Origin of the sequence: Arthrobacter sp. W4I7 (assembly GCF_030816215.1) — a bacterium.
Classification (GTDB): Bacteria; Actinomycetota; Actinomycetes; order Actinomycetales; family Micrococcaceae; genus Arthrobacter; species Arthrobacter siccitolerans_A.
Genome location: NZ_JAUSXU010000001.1, coordinates 3,201,129 through 3,217,703, shown reverse-complemented (window position 1 = coordinate 3,217,703; position 16,575 = coordinate 3,201,129). Strand labels below are relative to the sequence as shown.

The 16,575-nt window shown below is 65.3% G+C and carries 15 protein-coding genes and 1 pseudogene; 13 read left to right on the top strand and 3 right to left on the bottom strand.

The genetic code is table 11. From position 1 onward, the window contains the following. Position 1 precedes the first annotated feature (1 nt). The 3 genes from sdhA to sdhC form a co-directional block, all read right to left on the bottom strand. Positions 2–1,801: a succinate dehydrogenase flavoprotein subunit gene (gene sdhA, locus QF047_RS14590; protein WP_307278363.1), complete on the bottom strand. Its 1,800-nt coding sequence runs from the start codon at positions 1,799–1,801 to the stop codon at positions 2–4. 108 nt (positions 1,802–1,909) lie between these two features. Then, positions 1,910–2,371 carry a succinate dehydrogenase hydrophobic membrane anchor subunit gene (locus tag QF047_RS14585; RefSeq protein WP_306638628.1) on the bottom strand — a complete coding sequence of 154 codons (462 nt, stop codon included), beginning with the start codon at positions 2,369–2,371 and terminating at the stop codon, positions 1,910–1,912. 3 nt (positions 2,372–2,374) lie between these two features. Further along, positions 2,375–2,755: a succinate dehydrogenase, cytochrome b556 subunit gene (sdhC, locus tag QF047_RS14580; protein ID WP_015936418.1), complete on the bottom strand. Its 381-nt coding sequence runs from the start codon at positions 2,753–2,755 to the stop codon at positions 2,375–2,377. 264 nt (positions 2,756–3,019) lie between these two features. Between sdhC and QF047_RS14575 the strand changes: the two genes are divergently transcribed. From QF047_RS14575 to QF047_RS14515, 13 genes and pseudogenes are all read left to right on the top strand, one after another. Continuing rightward, positions 3,020–4,153: a mannose-1-phosphate guanylyltransferase gene (locus tag QF047_RS14575; protein WP_307278358.1), complete on the top strand. Its 1,134-nt coding sequence runs from the start codon at positions 3,020–3,022 to the stop codon at positions 4,151–4,153. A gap of 73 nt (positions 4,154–4,226) precedes the next feature. Beyond that, positions 4,227–5,428: pseudogene (locus QF047_RS14570) on the top strand (amidohydrolase). A 101-nt stretch (positions 5,429–5,529) separates the two neighbouring features. Beyond that, positions 5,530–5,964 (top strand): MarR family winged helix-turn-helix transcriptional regulator, encoded by a 435-nt coding sequence (locus QF047_RS14565; protein ID WP_306638631.1) that lies wholly within the window; start codon positions 5,530–5,532, stop codon positions 5,962–5,964. 68 nt (positions 5,965–6,032) lie between these two features. Beyond that, the gene (locus QF047_RS14560; RefSeq protein ID WP_306638632.1) at positions 6,033–6,461 is read left to right on the top strand and encodes an organic hydroperoxide resistance protein; all 429 of its coding nucleotides are present in this window, start codon (positions 6,033–6,035) and stop codon (positions 6,459–6,461) included. Next, the gene (locus QF047_RS14555) at positions 6,458–7,477 is read left to right on the top strand and encodes an NADP-dependent oxidoreductase (RefSeq protein WP_307278351.1); all 1,020 of its coding nucleotides are present in this window, start codon (positions 6,458–6,460) and stop codon (positions 7,475–7,477) included. Before QF047_RS14560 ends, QF047_RS14555 begins: the two co-directional genes overlap by 4 nt. Before the next feature lie 303 nt (positions 7,478–7,780). Then, the gene (locus QF047_RS14550) at positions 7,781–8,851 is read left to right on the top strand and encodes a BMP family protein (protein WP_307281969.1); all 1,071 of its coding nucleotides are present in this window, start codon (positions 7,781–7,783) and stop codon (positions 8,849–8,851) included. A 182-nt stretch (positions 8,852–9,033) separates the two neighbouring features. Then, the gene (locus tag QF047_RS14545) at positions 9,034–10,638 is read left to right on the top strand and encodes an ABC transporter ATP-binding protein (protein WP_307278348.1); all 1,605 of its coding nucleotides are present in this window, start codon (positions 9,034–9,036) and stop codon (positions 10,636–10,638) included. Then, positions 10,631–12,004 carry an ABC transporter permease gene (locus QF047_RS14540; RefSeq protein WP_307278345.1) on the top strand — a complete coding sequence of 458 codons (1,374 nt, stop codon included), beginning with the start codon at positions 10,631–10,633 and terminating at the stop codon, positions 12,002–12,004. The genes QF047_RS14545 and QF047_RS14540 overlap by 8 nt, the downstream gene beginning before the upstream one ends. Then, complete coding sequence (locus QF047_RS14535; RefSeq protein WP_307278341.1) at positions 12,001–13,326, top strand: ABC transporter permease; 1,326 nt, start codon at positions 12,001–12,003, stop codon at positions 13,324–13,326. The genes QF047_RS14540 and QF047_RS14535 overlap by 4 nt, the downstream gene beginning before the upstream one ends. After that, positions 13,313–13,738, top strand: coding sequence for a cytidine deaminase (locus QF047_RS14530; protein WP_306638639.1), 426 nt, complete (start codon positions 13,313–13,315; stop codon positions 13,736–13,738). Before QF047_RS14535 ends, QF047_RS14530 begins: the two co-directional genes overlap by 14 nt. Next, on the top strand, positions 13,735–15,066 hold the full coding sequence (locus QF047_RS14525; protein ID WP_307278336.1) for a thymidine phosphorylase: 1,332 nt from the start codon (positions 13,735–13,737) through the stop codon (positions 15,064–15,066). Before QF047_RS14530 ends, QF047_RS14525 begins: the two co-directional genes overlap by 4 nt. Positions 15,067–15,072: 6 nt before the next feature. Further along, on the top strand, positions 15,073–15,702 hold the full coding sequence (locus QF047_RS14520) for a DedA family protein (RefSeq protein WP_306638640.1): 630 nt from the start codon (positions 15,073–15,075) through the stop codon (positions 15,700–15,702). 126 nt (positions 15,703–15,828) lie between these two features. Continuing rightward, positions 15,829–16,569, top strand: a complete 741-nt coding sequence (locus tag QF047_RS14515) for a DedA family protein (protein ID WP_307278329.1) — start codon at positions 15,829–15,831, stop codon at positions 16,567–16,569. Positions 16,570–16,575: the final 6 nt, after the last annotated feature.

Below are 16,575 nucleotides of genomic sequence, written 5' to 3'. Positions count from 1 at the left end.
CTTAGTACTTCCTCACCATCGGCTCGTAGCGGGTAAAGACAACCGGCTTTGTGGCCAGGCGGATACCGGCGATTGCTTCTGCCGATCCGTCCGCCGGCGCGTGGTCATCCTTGTACGCCATGGAGTGCTTCATGAATTTGTCGTCGTCGCGGTCCGGGAAGTCCTCGCGGAAGTGTCCGCCGCGGGATTCCTCACGGTGCAGGGCTGCCACGGTCATCACCTTGGCCAGCTCCAGCAGGAAGCCGAGTTCAACGGCCTCGAGCAGGTCAAGGTTGAAGCGCTTCCCCTTGTCCTGGACGTTGATGCGCGTGTACCGCTCCTCGAAGGAGGCGATGTCGCGCAGGACCTGGTTCAGGGTATCCGCGGTGCGGAACACCTGCATGTTGGCATCCATGGTGTCCTGCAGTTCCTTGCGGATCTGGGCCACCTTTTCGTCGCCGGTGCCGTTGCGGGCAATGTCCAGCAGTTCAGTGGTGTAGGCCAGAGGGTTCTCCGGCAGCTCCACGAACTGGGCCGTCTTGGAATACTCGGCGGCCGCAATGCCGGCGCGCTTGCCGAACACGTTGATGTCCAGCAGCGAGTTGGTGCCCAGGCGGTTGGATCCGTGGACGGACACACAGGCCACTTCACCGGCTGCGTAAAGACCCGGAATAACGGTGTCGTTGTCCTGCAGGACCTCGGTGGTGATGTTGGTGGGGATGCCGCCCATGGCGTAGTGCGCCGTCGGGAACACCGGAACCGGCTCCGTGTACGGCTCAACACCCAGGTAGGTGCGGGCGAATTCGGTGATGTCCGGCAGCTTGGCGTCGATGTGCGCCGGCTCCAGGTGCGTGAGGTCCAGGAGGACGTAGTCCTTGTTCGGGCCGCAGCCGCGGCCTTCACGGACCTCGTTGGCCATGGAACGGGCCACGATGTCACGGGGCGCCAGGTCCTTGATGGTGGGGGCGTAGCGTTCCATGAAGCGCTCACCCTCGGAGTTGCGGAGGATGGCGCCTTCACCGCGGGCGGCTTCGGAAAGCAGGATGCCCAGGCCGGCCAGGCCGGTCGGGTGGAACTGGAAGAACTCCATGTCCTCCAGGGGGATGCCGCGGCGGAAGGCGATGCCCATGCCGTCACCGGTGAGGGTGTGGGCGTTGGAGGTGGTCTTGAAGACCTTGCCGGCGCCGCCGGAGGCGAACACCACGGACTTGGCCTGGAAGACGTGCAGCTCACCCGAAGCGAGGTCATAGGAGACCACGCCGGCAACCCGCTTCTGCTTGTACGGTGTGCCGTCTTCGCGTACTGCGTCCTCTTCGACCGTCAGCAGGTCCAGGACGTAGTACTCGTTGTAGAACTCAACGTTGTGCTTGACGCAGTTTTGGTACAGCGTCTGCAGGATCATGTGGCCGGTGCGGTCGGCGGCGTAGCAGGCGCGGCGGACGGGGGCCTTGCCGTGGTCGCGGGTGTGGCCGCCGAAGCGGCGCTGGTCAATCCGGCCTTCGGGCGTGCGGTTGAAGGGCAGGCCCATCTTTTCCAGGTCGAGCACGGCGTCGATGGCTTCCTTCGCCATGACCTCCGCGGCGTCCTGGTCAACGAGGTAGTCACCGCCCTTGACGGTGTCGAACGTGTGCCACTCCCAGTTGTCTTCCTCGACATTGGCAAGGGCTGCACACATGCCACCCTGCGCCGCACCGGTGTGCGAGCGGGTGGGGTAGAGCTTGGTCAGTACTGCTGTGCGGGCGCGTTGACCGGATTCGATCGCCGCGCGCATGCCAGCGCCACCGGCACCGACGATGACGACGTCGTACTTATGGACCTGCATACCAGACGCTCTTTCTCTCAAAATTCGCAATAAAACAACGGGCGGGCGTTGCCTGCTCCGCAAAACAAGGCCCGCGGTTATACCCGCGGGCCCGGGGTGTTGCCGGTGCTAGGCAGGGCAGAATCCGCCAGGCAGGGGCACGCCGTTGACGACGGGGCAAGGGTTGAAGGTGAAGATCACCAGGGTGCCCAGGACAATGATGACCACGGTGGCTGAGTAGAGGACCGTCTTCAGCCAGCGGCGGGTGGAGTCCTTCTCGGCGTAGTCATTGATGATGGTGCGCACGCCGTTGGTGCCGTGCAACATGGCCAGCCACAGCATCGTGAGGTCCCAGACCTGCCAGAACGGGTCGGCCCACTTGCCGGCCACGAAACCGAAATCGATCGCGTGGATGCCCTCGCCCACCATGAGGTTCACAAAGAGGTGGCCGAAGATCAGGACCACCAGCACCACGCCGGACAACCGCATGAACAGCCAGGCGATCATTTCAAAGTTGCCCCGGCTTCCGCCGGTGCGGCGGTACTGGGGCGCGATGCGCCCGCTGCGCGGGCTCTCAATGGTTGCAGACATGGCTTAGTGACCTCCGAGCGCGAGGGACAGGTGGCGGATGGAGAAAGCGACCATGGTGACCACCCAGAGGCCCAGGACGGCCCAGAGCATCTGGCGCTGGTACTTGGCGCCCTTCTTCCAGAAGTCCACCGCAATAATGCGCAGGCCGTTAAAGGCGTGGAACACGATGGCCGCAACAAGGCCGGTCTCGCCCAGGGCCATGAGGGGGTTCTTGTAAGCACCGATCACCGCGGTGTAGGCCTCTGGCGACACACGCACCAAGGAGGTGTCCAAAACGTGGACCAACAAGAAGAAAAAGATCACTACACCGGTAATACGGTGTCCTACCCAGGACCACATGCCTTCACGGCCGCGGTACAAGGTGCCAGCTGGTTTTGTCGGCACTGATAAACCTCCCTGCAACACAGCGGCGCTGGCATGAGATCCACGCGGGGGGAACGCCTGCTGCGAGAGCACTCGTAGCTCAGGCCTAAATCTAGGCTCCGCTAACAGCTTATTCAATTTAGGAACTCCTTGGTGCCCAGCAACTGCAAGGATTTCGCTGATTAATGAGACAAACGCCACAATCACGCGTCCTCATGAAGTCCGGTAGGGTCCGGCCGGGGTCCGGAAGGGGCCACAGCAGGCGGTCGGCTAAAGTAGGCCTTGATGAGTACAGACAAAGTGACAAGCCCGGTTTCACCCCTTGACCGCTTCATTGCAGTGATCCCGGCGGGCGGCGTGGGGACCCGCCTTTGGCCCCTGTCGCGAGCCGCAGCTCCCAAGTTCCTTCACGACCTCACCGGCTCGGGCAGTACATTGCTGCGCGCCACCTATGACCGTCTGCACCCGCTGGCCGGCACCCGGATGCTGGTGGTCACCGGGAAGGCACACCGCGACGCAGTGTGCCGGCAGCTTCCGGAACTCCACGACGCGAACCTGGTCCTTGAGTCCGAGCCGAAGGATTCCGGCGCGGCCATCGGCCTCGCCGCTGCCATCCTGCACGAGCGCGATCCGGACACCATCATGGGTTCCTTCGCCGCGGACCAGGTGATCAGCCCGGACAGTCTCTTCCAGGAGGCAGTCCGCGAAGCAATCCACACGGCTGCCGCCGGCAAGATTGTCACTATCGGCATCAAGCCCACGCACCCGTCCACCGGGTTCGGGTACATCCGTTCCGGCCAGGACCTGCACATCGACGGCGCCCCCAGCGCCCAGGACGTGGTGGAGTTCGTCGAAAAGCCGAACGAGGAAGTTGCCCAGCAGTACGTTGAAAGCGGCAACTACGTGTGGAACGCCGGCATGTTCGTCGCCCCCGTTGGCCTCCTGCTTAAGCACCTTGAGGCCAACCAGCCGGAGCTGTTCGAGGGGCTGCAGGAAATCGCCCGCGCCTGGGACACCCCCGCCCGCGACGAGGTCACCGCACGTGTCTGGCCCACCCTGCCCAAGATCGCCATCGACTATGCGGTGGCCGAACCTGCCGCCGAAGCCGGGGACGTCGCCGTCGTGCCCGGCTCCTTCCGCTGGGACGACGTCGGTGACTTCGCTTCCGTGGGCCGGCTCAACAGTGCCAAGGAAGTAGATGACGTCACCGTGCTCGGCGAGGGCGCGCGCGTGTTCACCGAGAACTCCAGCGGCGTGGTGGTGACGGACACCAAACGCGTGATCGCCCTCATCGGGATCCAGGACGTTGTCATCGTGGACACCCCGGATGCCCTGCTGGTGACCACCATGGCCAATTCGCAGCGTGTCAAAGCCGCCGTCGACGCCCTGAAAGCCAGCGGGGACACGGACGTTCTCTAGGCCGGCGCGGCCCCGCATGTAACGCGGGGACCGCGATGGCCCGTAATCCGGTGACCCTCGCTAGAGTGAAACAGTGCGCAATTACACTACGGAAGCCGAGCCGCCACCGCGCTGGTGGCACCCTGGCTAGAGCCGCTCCTGCCGGAACTGATCGATTTCCGCCGGGACCTGCATGCGCACCCGGAACTGTCCTTCAAGGAATTCCGCACCACAGACAAGCTGGCCGAGCGGCTTGAAGCCGCAGGCCTCAGCCCGCGGCGGCTGGACGGCACGGGGCTCACCGTGGACGTGGGGGAGGGCCCCATCGCTACGGCCCTGCGCGGGGATATCGATGCGCTGCCCATCATCGAGGAGACGGGCCTGCCCTTCGCCTCAAAGAACCACGGCGTGACGCACGCCTGCGGCCACGACGTCCACACCACCACCATGCTGGGCATCGCCCTGGTGCTGCACCGGATGCACCAGGAGGTGCCGCTGGGTGCCACCGTCCGCATCATCTTCCAGCCCGCCGAGGAAACCATGCCCGGCGGCGCCCACTCCTGCATCGAGCAGGGCGTCCTGGACGGGGTTCCCCGGATCCTTGCGCTGCACTGTGATCCGCGCATCGAAGTGGGCAAGATCGGAACCCGCATCGGCGCCATCACGTCGGCCTCGGACACCATCCGGATCGAGCTTTCCGGCCGCGGCGGCCACACCTCGCGCCCTCACCTGACCGAGGACCTGGTGTTCGCCCTGGCCCAGATTGCCGTCAATGTACCGGCCGTCCTGTCCCGCCGGGTGGATGTGCGGAGCGGGGTTTCGGTGGTGTGGGGCCAGATCTCGGCCGGCTCGGCTCCGAACGCGATTCCCGGAAGCGGCTACATGGCCGGAACCATGCGCTGCCTGGACCGCGAGGCGTGGCATGCGGCGGGCGAACTGCTGGATGAAGTGGTGCACCAGGTGGCAGCCCCGTACGGCGTGGACGTGCGCCTGGAGCACACTCGGGGAGTGCCGCCGGTGGTGAACTCTGAACACGAGACGGCCCTCATCGAGGCATCCGCCCGGGCGGAAATCGGCGAAAGCGCCGTGGTGCTGACCCCGCAGTCCATGGGCGGGGAGGACTTCGCCTGGTTCCTCGCAGAACTGCCGGGCGCCATGATGAGGCTTGGCACTAAAACTCCCGGCGGCGAGGAATACGATCTCCACCGGGGCGACTACATTCTCGACGAACGGGCCTTGGGCCTTGGCATCCGGGTGCTCACCGCTGCGGCGCTGCGCACCATCCGCGACCGTTAGTAACGGCGCCGCGCCCCGCCGTCGTACTCCCATGCGCCTCTCGGCTCGTTGAGACTCGCAATTAAGTTGTGCACAACTTAGTTGCAGGCTATGGTTGTGGCATGACTGATGCTCCACGGCTGAACCGCCAGGTGTGCTTTGCCCTCTACTCGGCATCGCGTGCCGCCACTGCGGTCTACCGGCCTGTCCTTGAGGAGCTGGGCCTCACGTATCCCCAGTACCTGGTGATGCTGGTGCTGTGGGAAAGCGAGCCGCGCGGCGTGAAGGAACTGGGCGAAGAGCTCGGCCTTGATTCGGGCACCCTGTCGCCCCTGCTGAAGCGAGTTGAATCTCTGGGGCTGGTGGAGCGCCGCCGGTCCGGAGAGGACGAACGCCGCGTTGCCATCCACCTGACACCTGCCGGGCGGGAGTTGAGCGGGAAAGCCGGCGCCATTCCGCAGCGCCTCGCGGACGCCGCGGGGCTTACAGCCAAAGAACTTGACCAGCTGCGCGACACCCTGGGCCGCCTGACCGCTGCCCTGCACAGCGCGGTCTGAACCGCAGCGCTCGGACACCACCGCGCTCTGACACCACAGATTTCAACCGACAACAGGACGGAAACACCGTGAAACCCCTTTACACTGCCCACGCGCTTGCCTCGGGCGAAGGCCGCGACGGCACCGCACGGACCAACGACGGCAAACTCGACGTGACACTGTCCAGCCCCGTGGAGCTCGGCGGGAGCGGTCAGGGCACCAATCCCGAACAGCTCTTCGCTGCCGGCTATGCCGCCTGCTTCCACTCCGCCCTCCGCCTGGTGGGCCGCAAAGAACGTGCCGACCTAACCGATTCGGCAGTCGCCGCCAAGGTCCATCTCGGCCAGCTGGACAGCGCCGCTTTCGGGCTGGCCGCGGAACTCGAGATCGCCCTGCCGGCACTGGACCTGGCCACCGCGGAGGCGCTGGTGGCCAGGGCCCACGAAATCTGCCCCTATTCCAACGCCACCCGCGGCAACATCACCGTGGACATCAAGATCCTGGAGTACGCCGCATGAGCCAGACGCCCCTTCCCATCACCACCCGCGAGATCCAGTTGGCGTCCCGCCCGAAGGGCCGTCCCGTCCCGGAGAACTTCCGGCTGGCCGAGTCCCGGCTGCCGGAACTCCAGGATGGCCAGATCCTGGTCCGCAACCTCTTTATGTCCGTGGATCCCTATATGCGCGGGCGCATGAATGACGTTAAGTCCTATTCCGCGCCTTTTGCGCTGGACAAAGCGCTCGACGGCGGCGCTGTGGGGGAAGTGCTCGCGTCGCGTTCCGGGCGGCATCAGGAAGGTGACGTGGTGGTGCACGCACAGGGCTGGCGGGAATACGCAGTGCTGGACGCTGCGGCAGCCACGCCTGCGCGCACCGACCTCGCGCCCGCATCCGCTTTCCTCGGGGCCCTCGGCATGACCGGGCTAACGGCGTACGCCGGCCTGCTCAAGGTTGCGGAGTTTGCGCCCGGCGACGCTGTGTTCGTCTCCGGGGCCGCAGGCGCCGTAGGCTCACTGGTTGGCCAGATCGCCAAGGCCATGGGTGCATCCCGGGTGATCGGTTCCGCCGGCACACCCGCCAAGGTGGCCCGGTTGCTTGAACTCGGCTTTGATGCCGCCTTCGACTATCACGACGGGCCCGTTCTGGCTCAGCTGCAAAAGGCGGCCGGCCCCGGCGGAATCGACGTCTACTTTGACAATGTGGGCGGTGAGCACCTGGAAGCAGCCCTGGCCACCCTTAACGTCGGGGGACGGGTGGCGATGTGCGGCGCCATTGCGCAGTACAACTCCACCGAACCGACCCCTGCACCCCACAACCTGATGCTCGCCATCGGCAAGCAGCTCACCCTCAAGGGCTTCCTGGTGGGCGGGCAGCGGCAGCACGCCGCGGAGTTCGCCGAAAAGATGGCCGCCTGGCTGGCTGACGGCACGGTCCGCTACGACGAGACCATCGTGGACGGGCTCGAGAATGCCCCGCGGGCCTTTATGGACCTGCTCGACGGCGCCAACACCGGCAAGATGCTGGTCCGCCTCTGACGTTTCCTGGCGTTTCGCCCTGCAGGTGGACCGGGTAGGGGCCGTACTTCACTGCGGCCCCTACCGGTTGGTAACAACTTGTAAACAATCTCCCGAATGGGGTCCGGGTGTGCTAGGGAGACGTGTCGCAGGCCACTAAAGTAGGTGCCATCAGTGCGCTCCGGCGCAGTGCTGCGGGCTGTCAGTGAAAACAGAATTTCAATGCAGAAACGGACACTCATTGAATTCCAGCCGTAGCGCCACTCTCTTCATCCTGGAGGAAAATTGAAGAAATCACTGCGTGCACACATCAAGCGCGGTTCAATGGCCGGCCTGGCTACCGTCAGTGCCTCCGCCCTTCTGTTGACCGCCTGCGGCGCAGCCCCTGAAGCCGGAAGCACCTCGTCAGCCGGGGCCAGCGACTACACCGGCTGCATCGTCTCCGACTCCGGCGGATTCGATGACCAGTCCTTCAACCAGTCCTCCTACGAAGGGCTGAAGAAGACTGAGAAGGACCTGGGGATCAAAGTCAACCAGGTGGAGTCCAAAACCAACAACGACTTCGAACCGAACCTGCGCGCCATGGTCACCGCGGGCTGCGACCTCACCCTCACGGTGGGCTTCCTTCTCGGCGACGCCACCAAGCAGCAGGCAAAAGCCAACCCCGACAAACATTTCGCCATCATCGACTTCGCATACGACAGCCCGGTCGCGAACGTCAAGCCGATCATCTACGACACCGCCCAGGCAGCCTTCGTCGCCGGCTACCTCGCGGCAGGCACCACCAAAACCGGGAAAGTGGCCACCTTCGGTGGCAAGAACATCCCCACGGTCACCATCTTCATGGATGGCTTCGCCGACGGCGTGAAGTACTACAACAAGCAGAAGGGCAAGGACGTCCAACTCCTTGGCTGGAACAAGGACGCCCAGGACGGGACGTTCACCGGTGACTTCGAAAAGCAGGACGTCGGCAAGCAGGTCACCCAGAACTTCCTGGACCAGGGCGCCGATGTCGTGCTGCCCGTCGCCGGGTCGACCAGCAAGGGCGCGGGGGCGGCGCTGAAGGATGCCAAGGCCGCCGGCAAGGACGTCAAGCTGATCTGGGTTGATTCCGACGGCTACCTCACAGCCCCTGACTACAGGGACATCATGCTCTCCTCGGTCATGAAGCAGATGCGTGAAGCCACGGAAACCATCGTCAAAGAGGACACCGAAGGCAAGTTCAGCAACACCCCGTACGTCGGCACCCTGGCCAACGGCGGCGTGCAACTGGCCCCCTTCCACGACCTCGATTCCCAGGTCCCCGCCGACCTCAAGTCCGATCTCGAACAGATCAAGAAGGACATTGTGGACGGCAAGCTGAAAGTCGAGTCCAAGTCAAGCCCGAAGACCTGATTCCTGCCTGAAGCGCCACCCCCGGCCGGTCCATCACCGGCCGGGCGGTGGCGCTTCTTGCTGCTGCCTGCTCACTTTTGGGCCACCGCCCGCTCATCACCGGACTGCAACCACTAGGCTGGTGCTGCAGCCACATATCCCGTCCGGTCGATCACTGGACGCTTCGAGATTGGTCAGAGTTTTTGAAACTTGAACTCAGAGGGATCACTAAACGCTTCGGGACCCTGCTCGCCAACGATCACATCGACGTGGTGGTTGAACCCGGGCAGATCCACTGCCTGCTGGGCGAGAACGGTGCCGGAAAATCCACCCTCATGAATGTGCTGTATGGCCTTTATGAGCCGTCCGGGGGTGAAATCCTCGTGGACGGCAAGGCCGTTTCCTTCCGCGGCCCCGGCGACGCCATGGCGGCCGGAATCGGCATGGTGCACCAGCACTTTATGCTGGTCCCCGTCTTTACAGTCGCCGAGAACGTGGCCCTCGGGGCCGAACCCACCAAGGCCGCCGGCTTCCTCAACCTGGATGAGACACGCCGCCGGATCAAGGAGATCTCGGACCAGTATGGATTCCGTGTGGATCCCGACGCCCTGGTGGAGGACCTGCCGGTGGGCGTCCAGCAGCGCGTGGAAATCATCAAGGCGCTGGTCCGGAACGCGAAGGTCCTGATCCTGGACGAACCCACTGCTGTGCTGACGCCGCAGGAAACGGACGAACTGCTGGACATCATGCGCCAGCTCAAGTCCGGCGGCACCTCCATCGTCTTCATCTCCCACAAGCTGAGGGAAGTGAAGGAAGTCTCGGATACCATCACGGTGATCCGGCGCGGAAAAGTGGTGGGCACGGCAGATCCCGCCGTCCCCACCGCCGAGCTTGCCGCCATGATGGTGGGCCGGGCCGTCAGCCTGACCCTGGACAAGGCGCCCGCCCAGCCGAAGGAAAAGACCTTCGAGGTCCGCGACCTGACCGTCATCGCGCCCACCGGCCACCATGTGGTGGACGGCCTGAGCTTCGACATCGCCCGCGGTGAAATCCTGGCAGTGGCCGGGGTGCAGGGCAACGGCCAGACCGAACTGACCGAGGCGATCCTCGGCCTCCAGGACCGCGTTTCGGGCTCCGTCAAACTGGACGGCAAGGAGCTGCTGGGCCGGTCGGTCAAGGAAGTCCTGAAGGCCGGGGTCGGATTCGTTCCGGAAGACCGCAAGGTGGACGGGCTGGTGGGCACGTTCTCGGTGGCTGAGAACCTGGTCCTGGACCTCTATGACAAGCCACCGTTCGCGAAGGGCATCAGCATGAGCCCGGCGAAAGTGCTGGAGAACGCCAAGGCGCGCATCGGCGAGTTTGATGTGCGCACGCCGTCGGCTGTTGCCGCCGCCGGCACGCTCTCCGGCGGCAACCAGCAGAAAGTGGTGATGGCCCGCGAGCTTTCCCGTCCGCTGCGCCTGTTCATCGCATCCCAGCCCACCCGCGGCGTGGATGTGGGATCCATTGAGTTCCTGCACCGCCGGATCGTGGCCGAACGCGACCGTGGCACGCCGGTGATGATCATCTCCACTGAGCTGGACGAGGTGATGGAACTGGCTGACCGGATCGCAGTGCTCTACAAAGGCAAGCTGGTGGGCGTTGTCCCGGCCGGGACTGGCCGGGACGTCCTGGGCCTCATGATGGCGGGAATCCCGCCGGAGGAACATGCTCGCGCGCAGCCAGCCACCCAGCAGAGCACTGGCCAGGCGTCCGCCGCTGCTGCCACGGCCTCCACTTCCGACGCCGAAGGAGGCGACCATGTCTGACAAGCATCTCCCCAAGCACGCGGCCGGCGAACCCGGCCCCGAAGCCCAGTCAGCATCGCCCGTGGAAGACCGGACGGCCGCCGTCGTCTCCGTTGATACGGCCGGCGGTGCCATGGAGCCCTCAGCCGTCCCGGCCACTGCACAGAGCGGGCAACTCCCGGGCGGGCCGGACACCGTGCTCCGCAGGATCTTCACCGGCAGCGGCATGGTCTCGGTCCTCGCCGTACTGCTGGCGCTCATTTTCGGCGGGCTCCTGATTGCCAGCACCGACAAGCAGGTGGCCACCACCTCCACCTACCTCTTCGCCCGCCCGACTGATTTCCTCTCAGCAGTGTGGAACGCGGCCACCCGCTCCTACGTGGCCCTGTTCCAGGGCTCGGTCTTCAACCCGCGGGGCAACAGCGTTGCCGCCCAGTTCGCACCGTTCATGGAGACGCTCACCATCGCTACGCCGCTCATCACTGCCGGCCTCGGCGTCGCGCTGGCCTTCCGCGCGGGACTCTTCAACATCGGCGCCCAAGGGCAGATCATCGTGGCCGGCATCCTGGCCGCCTGGGTAGGGTTCGCCCTCCACCTGCCCCTGGGCCTGCACCTGCTGCTGGTCCTGCTGGCCGGCATCATCGGCGGCGCCCTTTGGGGCGGACTCGTCGGCGTCCTGAAGGCACGGACCGGCGCCCACGAGGTCATCCTGACCATCATGTTCAACTACATTGCGCTGTACTTCCTGCGGTACTTGCTGAACACGCAGGCCTTCCAGCGGCCGGGGGAGACCAACCCCATCTCGCCCATCCTGGACCCCAGTGCCGTGTACCCCCAGATTTTCGGCACCCAGTACCGCCTGCACCTCGGGTTCCTCCTGGCCATCGCCGCCACCGTCCTGGTCTGGTGGTTGCTGAACCGCTCCACCGTGGGCTTCGAGTTCCGGGCCGTCGGCGCCAACCCCAAGGCTGCACAAACCGCCGGCATCAACGTCTCCCGCTCCACCATCCTGGTCATGGCCATTGCCGGCGGGCTGGCTGGGATGTCCGGCGTGGCCCAGGTGGCGGGCACCGAGAAAGTCCTGACCGACGGCGTCGCGGCCACCTACGGGTTCGATGCCATCACCGTCGCCCTCCTGGGACGTTCGACACCGTGGGGCACCTTCGCAGCGGCCCTCCTGTTCGGCGCCTTCCGCGCCGGCGCGGTCCAGATGCAGATCCAGACGGGAACCCCCATCGACATCGTCCTGGTGGTCCAGTCCCTGATCGTGCTCTTTATCGCGGCACCACCCCTGGTCCGGGCCGTCTTCGGCCTGAACCCCCGGCGCAGGAAGCAGGCCCGCACTGCCAAGCCCCGCAAGGCAGCAACCACCGGAGGTGCAGCATGAGCACAACAGTTTCCTCGCCCCGACCCGGACAGCCGCAGCCGGGCAACGCCACCCCTGAATCCGGTCCGGCCGCCGTTTCCCTCAAGCCGGTGACCTGGCGGACCCCGATCCTGCTCACCGCCTTCGGACTGATCGCCCTGGTCTTCTTCGGCCTGATGGCACCCAATCAGACCGCCAGCTTCGGGGTTTCGACCGGTGAGGACTTCTTCCAGCTTCCGGCCCTGCAGGTGAACGCATTTGCCGGCGGAATCGTCCTGTCCGTCCTCCTGCTGGGGCTTGCCGGCTATGCCGTCTACCTCAAGACCAAGGGCAGGCCCGCTCCAGGCTGGCTGACCGTGACGTTCATTGTCCTGTTCGTGGCCGCGTTCCTCATCTGGGTGGTGGGCGGTGCCCGTACCCCGAACATCTCCCTGGCCGGCCTGATCGCCGGCTCCGTCACGCTCGCGGTCCCGCTGGTGTTCGGCTCGCTCTCCGGCGTCCTCTGCGAGCGGGTGGGCGTGGTGAACATCGCCATCGAGGGCCAGCTCCTGGGCGGAGCCTTCACCGCAGCCATCGTGGCCACCATGACGCAGAACCCCTTTATCGGCCTGGTGGCTGCCGCCCTGGCTGGAGCCGTGGTGTCCATGGTGCTGGCGCTGTTCAGCATCAAATACCTCGTCAACCAGATCATCGTGGGCGTGGTGCTGAACGTCCTGGTCTCGGGCGTCACAGGCTTCCTCTTCAGCACGGTGATGCAGGCCAACAAGGCCCAGTTCAATTCGCCTCCCGGGCTGGACATCATCGAGATTCCCGTCCTGTCCAGCATCCCGATCGTCGGGCCCATCCTGTTCCGCCAATCCCTGGTGGGATACCTGATGTACATCGCGGTCCTGGTGGTCTGGGTTGGGCTGTTCAAGACCCGCTGGGGCCTTCGGGTGCGGGCCGTGGGCGAGCATCCCCAGGCAGCGGACACCCTGGGCATCAACGTCAACGCCACACGGTTCTGGAACGTCACCCTGGGTGGGGCAGTGGCCGGCATCGGCGGGTCCTTCTTCACCCTGGTGGCGATTGACAGCTTCACCAAGGAAATTTCGGGTGGGCGCGGCTTCATCGCGCTGGCGGCCCTGATCTTCGGCCGGTGGAACCCGATCGGTGCGTTCTTCGCCGCGCTGCTGTTCGGGTTCGCTGACAACCTGCAGAGCATCGTGACCATCATCGGAACCCCGGTACCCAGCCAGTTCATGGCCATGCTGCCCTACCTGGTGACAGTCCTGGCGGTGGCCGGGCTGGTAGGCAGGTCCCGGGGCCCGGCGGCCAGCGGCATTCCCTATGTCAAGGGCTGACGCAGCGGTGGGGGGAGAAGACCCGGACTGGTCCGCCCTGGAGGCTGCCGCCGTAGCCGCCATGCGGAACGCCTACGTTCCCTACTCGAAGTTCCCGGTGGGGGCGGCGGCACTGACCGAGGACGGCCGGATTGTCAGCGGCTGCAACGTTGAAAATGCCAGTTATGGGCTGACCCTGTGTGCCGAGTGTGCACTGGTGGGTAACCTGCACATGACCGGCGGCGGACTGCTCAAGGCGTTCTACTGTGTGGACGGCAACGGCAATGTCCTGATGCCCTGCGGGCGCTGCCGCCAGCTGCTCTATGAATTCCGCGCGCCCGGCATGGAACTCATGACCACCCAGGGCATCAAGACCATGGACCAGGTGCTGCCCGACGCCTTCGGTCCCGAACACCTGGAGGAAACCCGGTGACAGGCAACCGCGCAGCGAACAACAAAGCCGAAGCGTTCGACGCCGTCGATATCATCCGCATCAAGCGGGATAAAGGCACCCTCAGCCCGGAACAGATTGACTGGACCATTGATGCCTACACCCGTGGCGTCATCGCGGATGAACAGATGGCCGCCCTGAACATGGCCATCCTGCTCAACGGTATGGACCGTATCGAAATCGCACGCTGGACTGCCGCGATGATCGCATCCGGCGAGCGGATGGACTTCTCCAGCCTGCGCCGTCCGGACGGCGGCCTGAAGTACACCTCGGACAAGCACTCCACCGGAGGTGTGGGGGACAAGATCACGCTGCCGCTTGCGCCCCTGGTGGCCGTTTTCGGCGTTGCGGTTCCGCAGCTCTCCGGCAGGGGACTGGGCCACACCGGCGGCACGCTGGACAAGCTGGAGGCGATCCCCGGCTGGCGCGCCTCCCTCAGCAATGATGAAATCCTGGCCCAGCTCCAGGACGTGGGCGCCGTCATCTGCGCGGCCGGGGCGGGGCTGGCTCCCGCCGACAAAAAGCTGTACGCGCTCCGCGACGTCACCGGCACAGTGGAGGCGATTCCACTCATCGCCTCCTCGATCATGAGCAAAAAAATCGCTGAAGGGACCGGCTCGCTGGTCCTGGACGTCAAGGTGGGCAGCGGCGCGTTTATGAAGGACGAGGCCTCGGCCCGCGAACTCGCGGAGACAATGGTGGCCCTGGGCAAGGATGCCGGGGTCAACACCGTGGCCCTCCTGACGAACATGAACACCCCGCTCGGGCTCACCGCGGGCAACGCCATCGAGGTGGAGGAGTCCGTGGAGGTACTGGCCGGCGGCGGCCCTGATGATGTGGTGGAGCTGACCGTCCGGCTCGCCGGGGAAATGCTCGCCGCCGCAGGAGTCCACGACGCCGACCCCGCCGCCGCGCTCAAGGACGGCCGCGCCATGGACGTCTGGAACCGCATGATTGAGGCCCAGGGCGGCGACCCCCGGGCCAAGCTGCCGGTGGCCCGGGAATCCGAGGTGGTCTACGCGCCGGCCGACGGTGTACTGGTGGAACTGGACGCCCTGGCCGTGGGAGTGGCTGCCTGGCGGCTTGGCGCCGGCCGCGCCCGCAAAGAGGATGTTGTGCAGGCAGGCGCCGGCGTGCGCATGCATGCCAAGCCCGGTGCCGTGGTCCGGGCGGGCGAGCCCCTGATGACCCTGCTGACCGATACCCCGGAACGCTTTGCCAGGGCCACGGAAGCGCTGGAACACGCTGTGGTTATTGCGCCCGAGGGATCCCGGCCGGCGCAGCGCCTGATCATCGACCGCATCGCATAGGCCCCCATGCAGGCCATCAATGACTTCATCCTCGCCGCAGCCGGGCAGCCATGGGTGCTGTTCCTGGTCCTGGCCTGTTGCGTCATTGACGGTTTCTTTCCACCCATTCCCAGCGAATCCGTGGTGGTGGGCCTCGCTGCCGTGGCCGCCACCGCCGATGTTCCCAACCCCTGGCTCCTGATGCTCGTGGCAGCGCTCGGGGCCTTTTCCGGGGACAATATCGCCTACGTGATCGGGCGCAGGGTGGGCACCCGCCGCTGGGCGTGGATGCGGGGACCCCGCATGCAGAGGGCCTTCCATTGGGCGGGCCGGGAACTGCGCAAGCGCCCGGCCTCGCTCATCCTCGTGGCCCGGTTTGTGCCGATCGGCAGGGTGGCCGTCAACCTCACGGCCGGTGTCACGCACTATCCCCACCTGCGCTTCGTGGGCCTGACCGTCCTTTCGGCATCCCTCTGGGCCGGCTATTCCGTGGGTATCGGGCTGTTTTTCGGCCAGTGGTTTGAAGACAACCACCTCCTGGGCGCCGCCATCGCGATCGTTTGTGCCGTGGCTCTTGGGATCGTGGTGGACCTTGTGATCAACCGGGTCCGGCGCCGGCCCCGGACGGTGGAGCGGATAAAGGAACCAGAAGCGTAGTTGAACCGTTGTTCGGGCAGGCCGGGGCGTAGCGAATTACGCCATGGCCATGGGACACTTAGGAACGATTTCCGCTTTGGCTGTGCCGCTTAGGCCCGTGCCATTTTGCATAGGAGCAAGACCCGCGTGGAGTTTATTAATGAGGCCGTGCTCCATGCAGCGGGCCAGTGGTGGATCTACCCGGTCCTGCTGTTGTTTTTCTTCGTGGACGGCTTCGCCATGGTGGTCCCCAGCGAGACCCTCATCGTGGCCCTTGCTGCTTTCGCCCGGCACAGCGGAGAACCGAACCTGTGGATCCTCGGACTCACAGCCCTGGTGGGAGCCATGGCCGGAGACAACATGGCCTTTATGCTCGGACGCAGGATTGGCCTGAACCGGTGGAAATGGATGCGCCGGCCCAAGGTCCAGAAGGCGTTCGGCTGGGCGCGCTATGAACTGGACAAGCGGGGCGCCGTCCTGATTTTCACTGCGCGCTACATTCCCTGGGGCCGGGTGGCCGTGAACTACGTCGCCGGAAGCACCGGGTTCTCCCACCGCCGCTTCTTCATGCTGGACGGCTTCGCCTGCCTCACCTGGGTCGGATACTCCATCGGAATCGGCGTGCTGGCGAGCTCCTTCCCGTGGCTCCACAACAATCCGCTGCTCAGCGCCGGCATCGCAGTGGTGTTCGCCATCGTCCTGGGGATCCTCATTGACCACCTGCTCCGGTGGTGGCACAAGCGCCTCGCCCGCAACGACGCCCAAGAAGTGGACGGGTGGCTCGACGACGGCCCGTCCGGAGCAACGAAGCCGGATTCCGGCAGCATGGAAATGCTCGCCCCGGTGGTTGGTGACGGCGAGGCCGCCACCAAGGAGCGGCTGGCATAGAACCCC

Bases quoted from the DNA above. Each gene is read 5' to 3' on its own strand.
- QF047_RS14565 (WP_306638631.1), top strand. From the start codon at position 5,530: ATGACTGATGCTCCACGGCTGAACCGCCAGGTGTGCTTTGCCCTCTAC.
- QF047_RS14555 (WP_307278351.1), top strand. From the start codon at position 6,458: ATGAGCCAGACGCCCCTTCCCATCACCACCCGCGAGATCCAGTTGGCG.
- sdhA (WP_307278363.1), bottom strand. From the start codon at position 1,801: ATGCAGGTCCATAAGTACGACGTCGTCATCGTCGGTGCCGGTGGCGCT.
- QF047_RS14575 (WP_307278358.1), top strand. From the start codon at position 3,020: ATGAGTACAGACAAAGTGACAAGCCCGGTTTCACCCCTTGACCGCTTC.
- QF047_RS14540 (WP_307278345.1), top strand. From the start codon at position 10,631: ATGTCTGACAAGCATCTCCCCAAGCACGCGGCCGGCGAACCCGGCCCC.
- QF047_RS14585 (WP_306638628.1), bottom strand. From the start codon at position 2,371: ATGTCTGCAACCATTGAGAGCCCGCGCAGCGGGCGCATCGCGCCCCAG.
- QF047_RS14530 (WP_306638639.1), top strand. From the start codon at position 13,313: ATGTCAAGGGCTGACGCAGCGGTGGGGGGAGAAGACCCGGACTGGTCC.
- QF047_RS14535 (WP_307278341.1), top strand. From the start codon at position 12,001: ATGAGCACAACAGTTTCCTCGCCCCGACCCGGACAGCCGCAGCCGGGC.
- QF047_RS14550 (WP_307281969.1), top strand. From the start codon at position 7,781: ATGGCCGGCCTGGCTACCGTCAGTGCCTCCGCCCTTCTGTTGACCGCC.
- QF047_RS14520 (WP_306638640.1), top strand. From the start codon at position 15,073: ATGCAGGCCATCAATGACTTCATCCTCGCCGCAGCCGGGCAGCCATGG.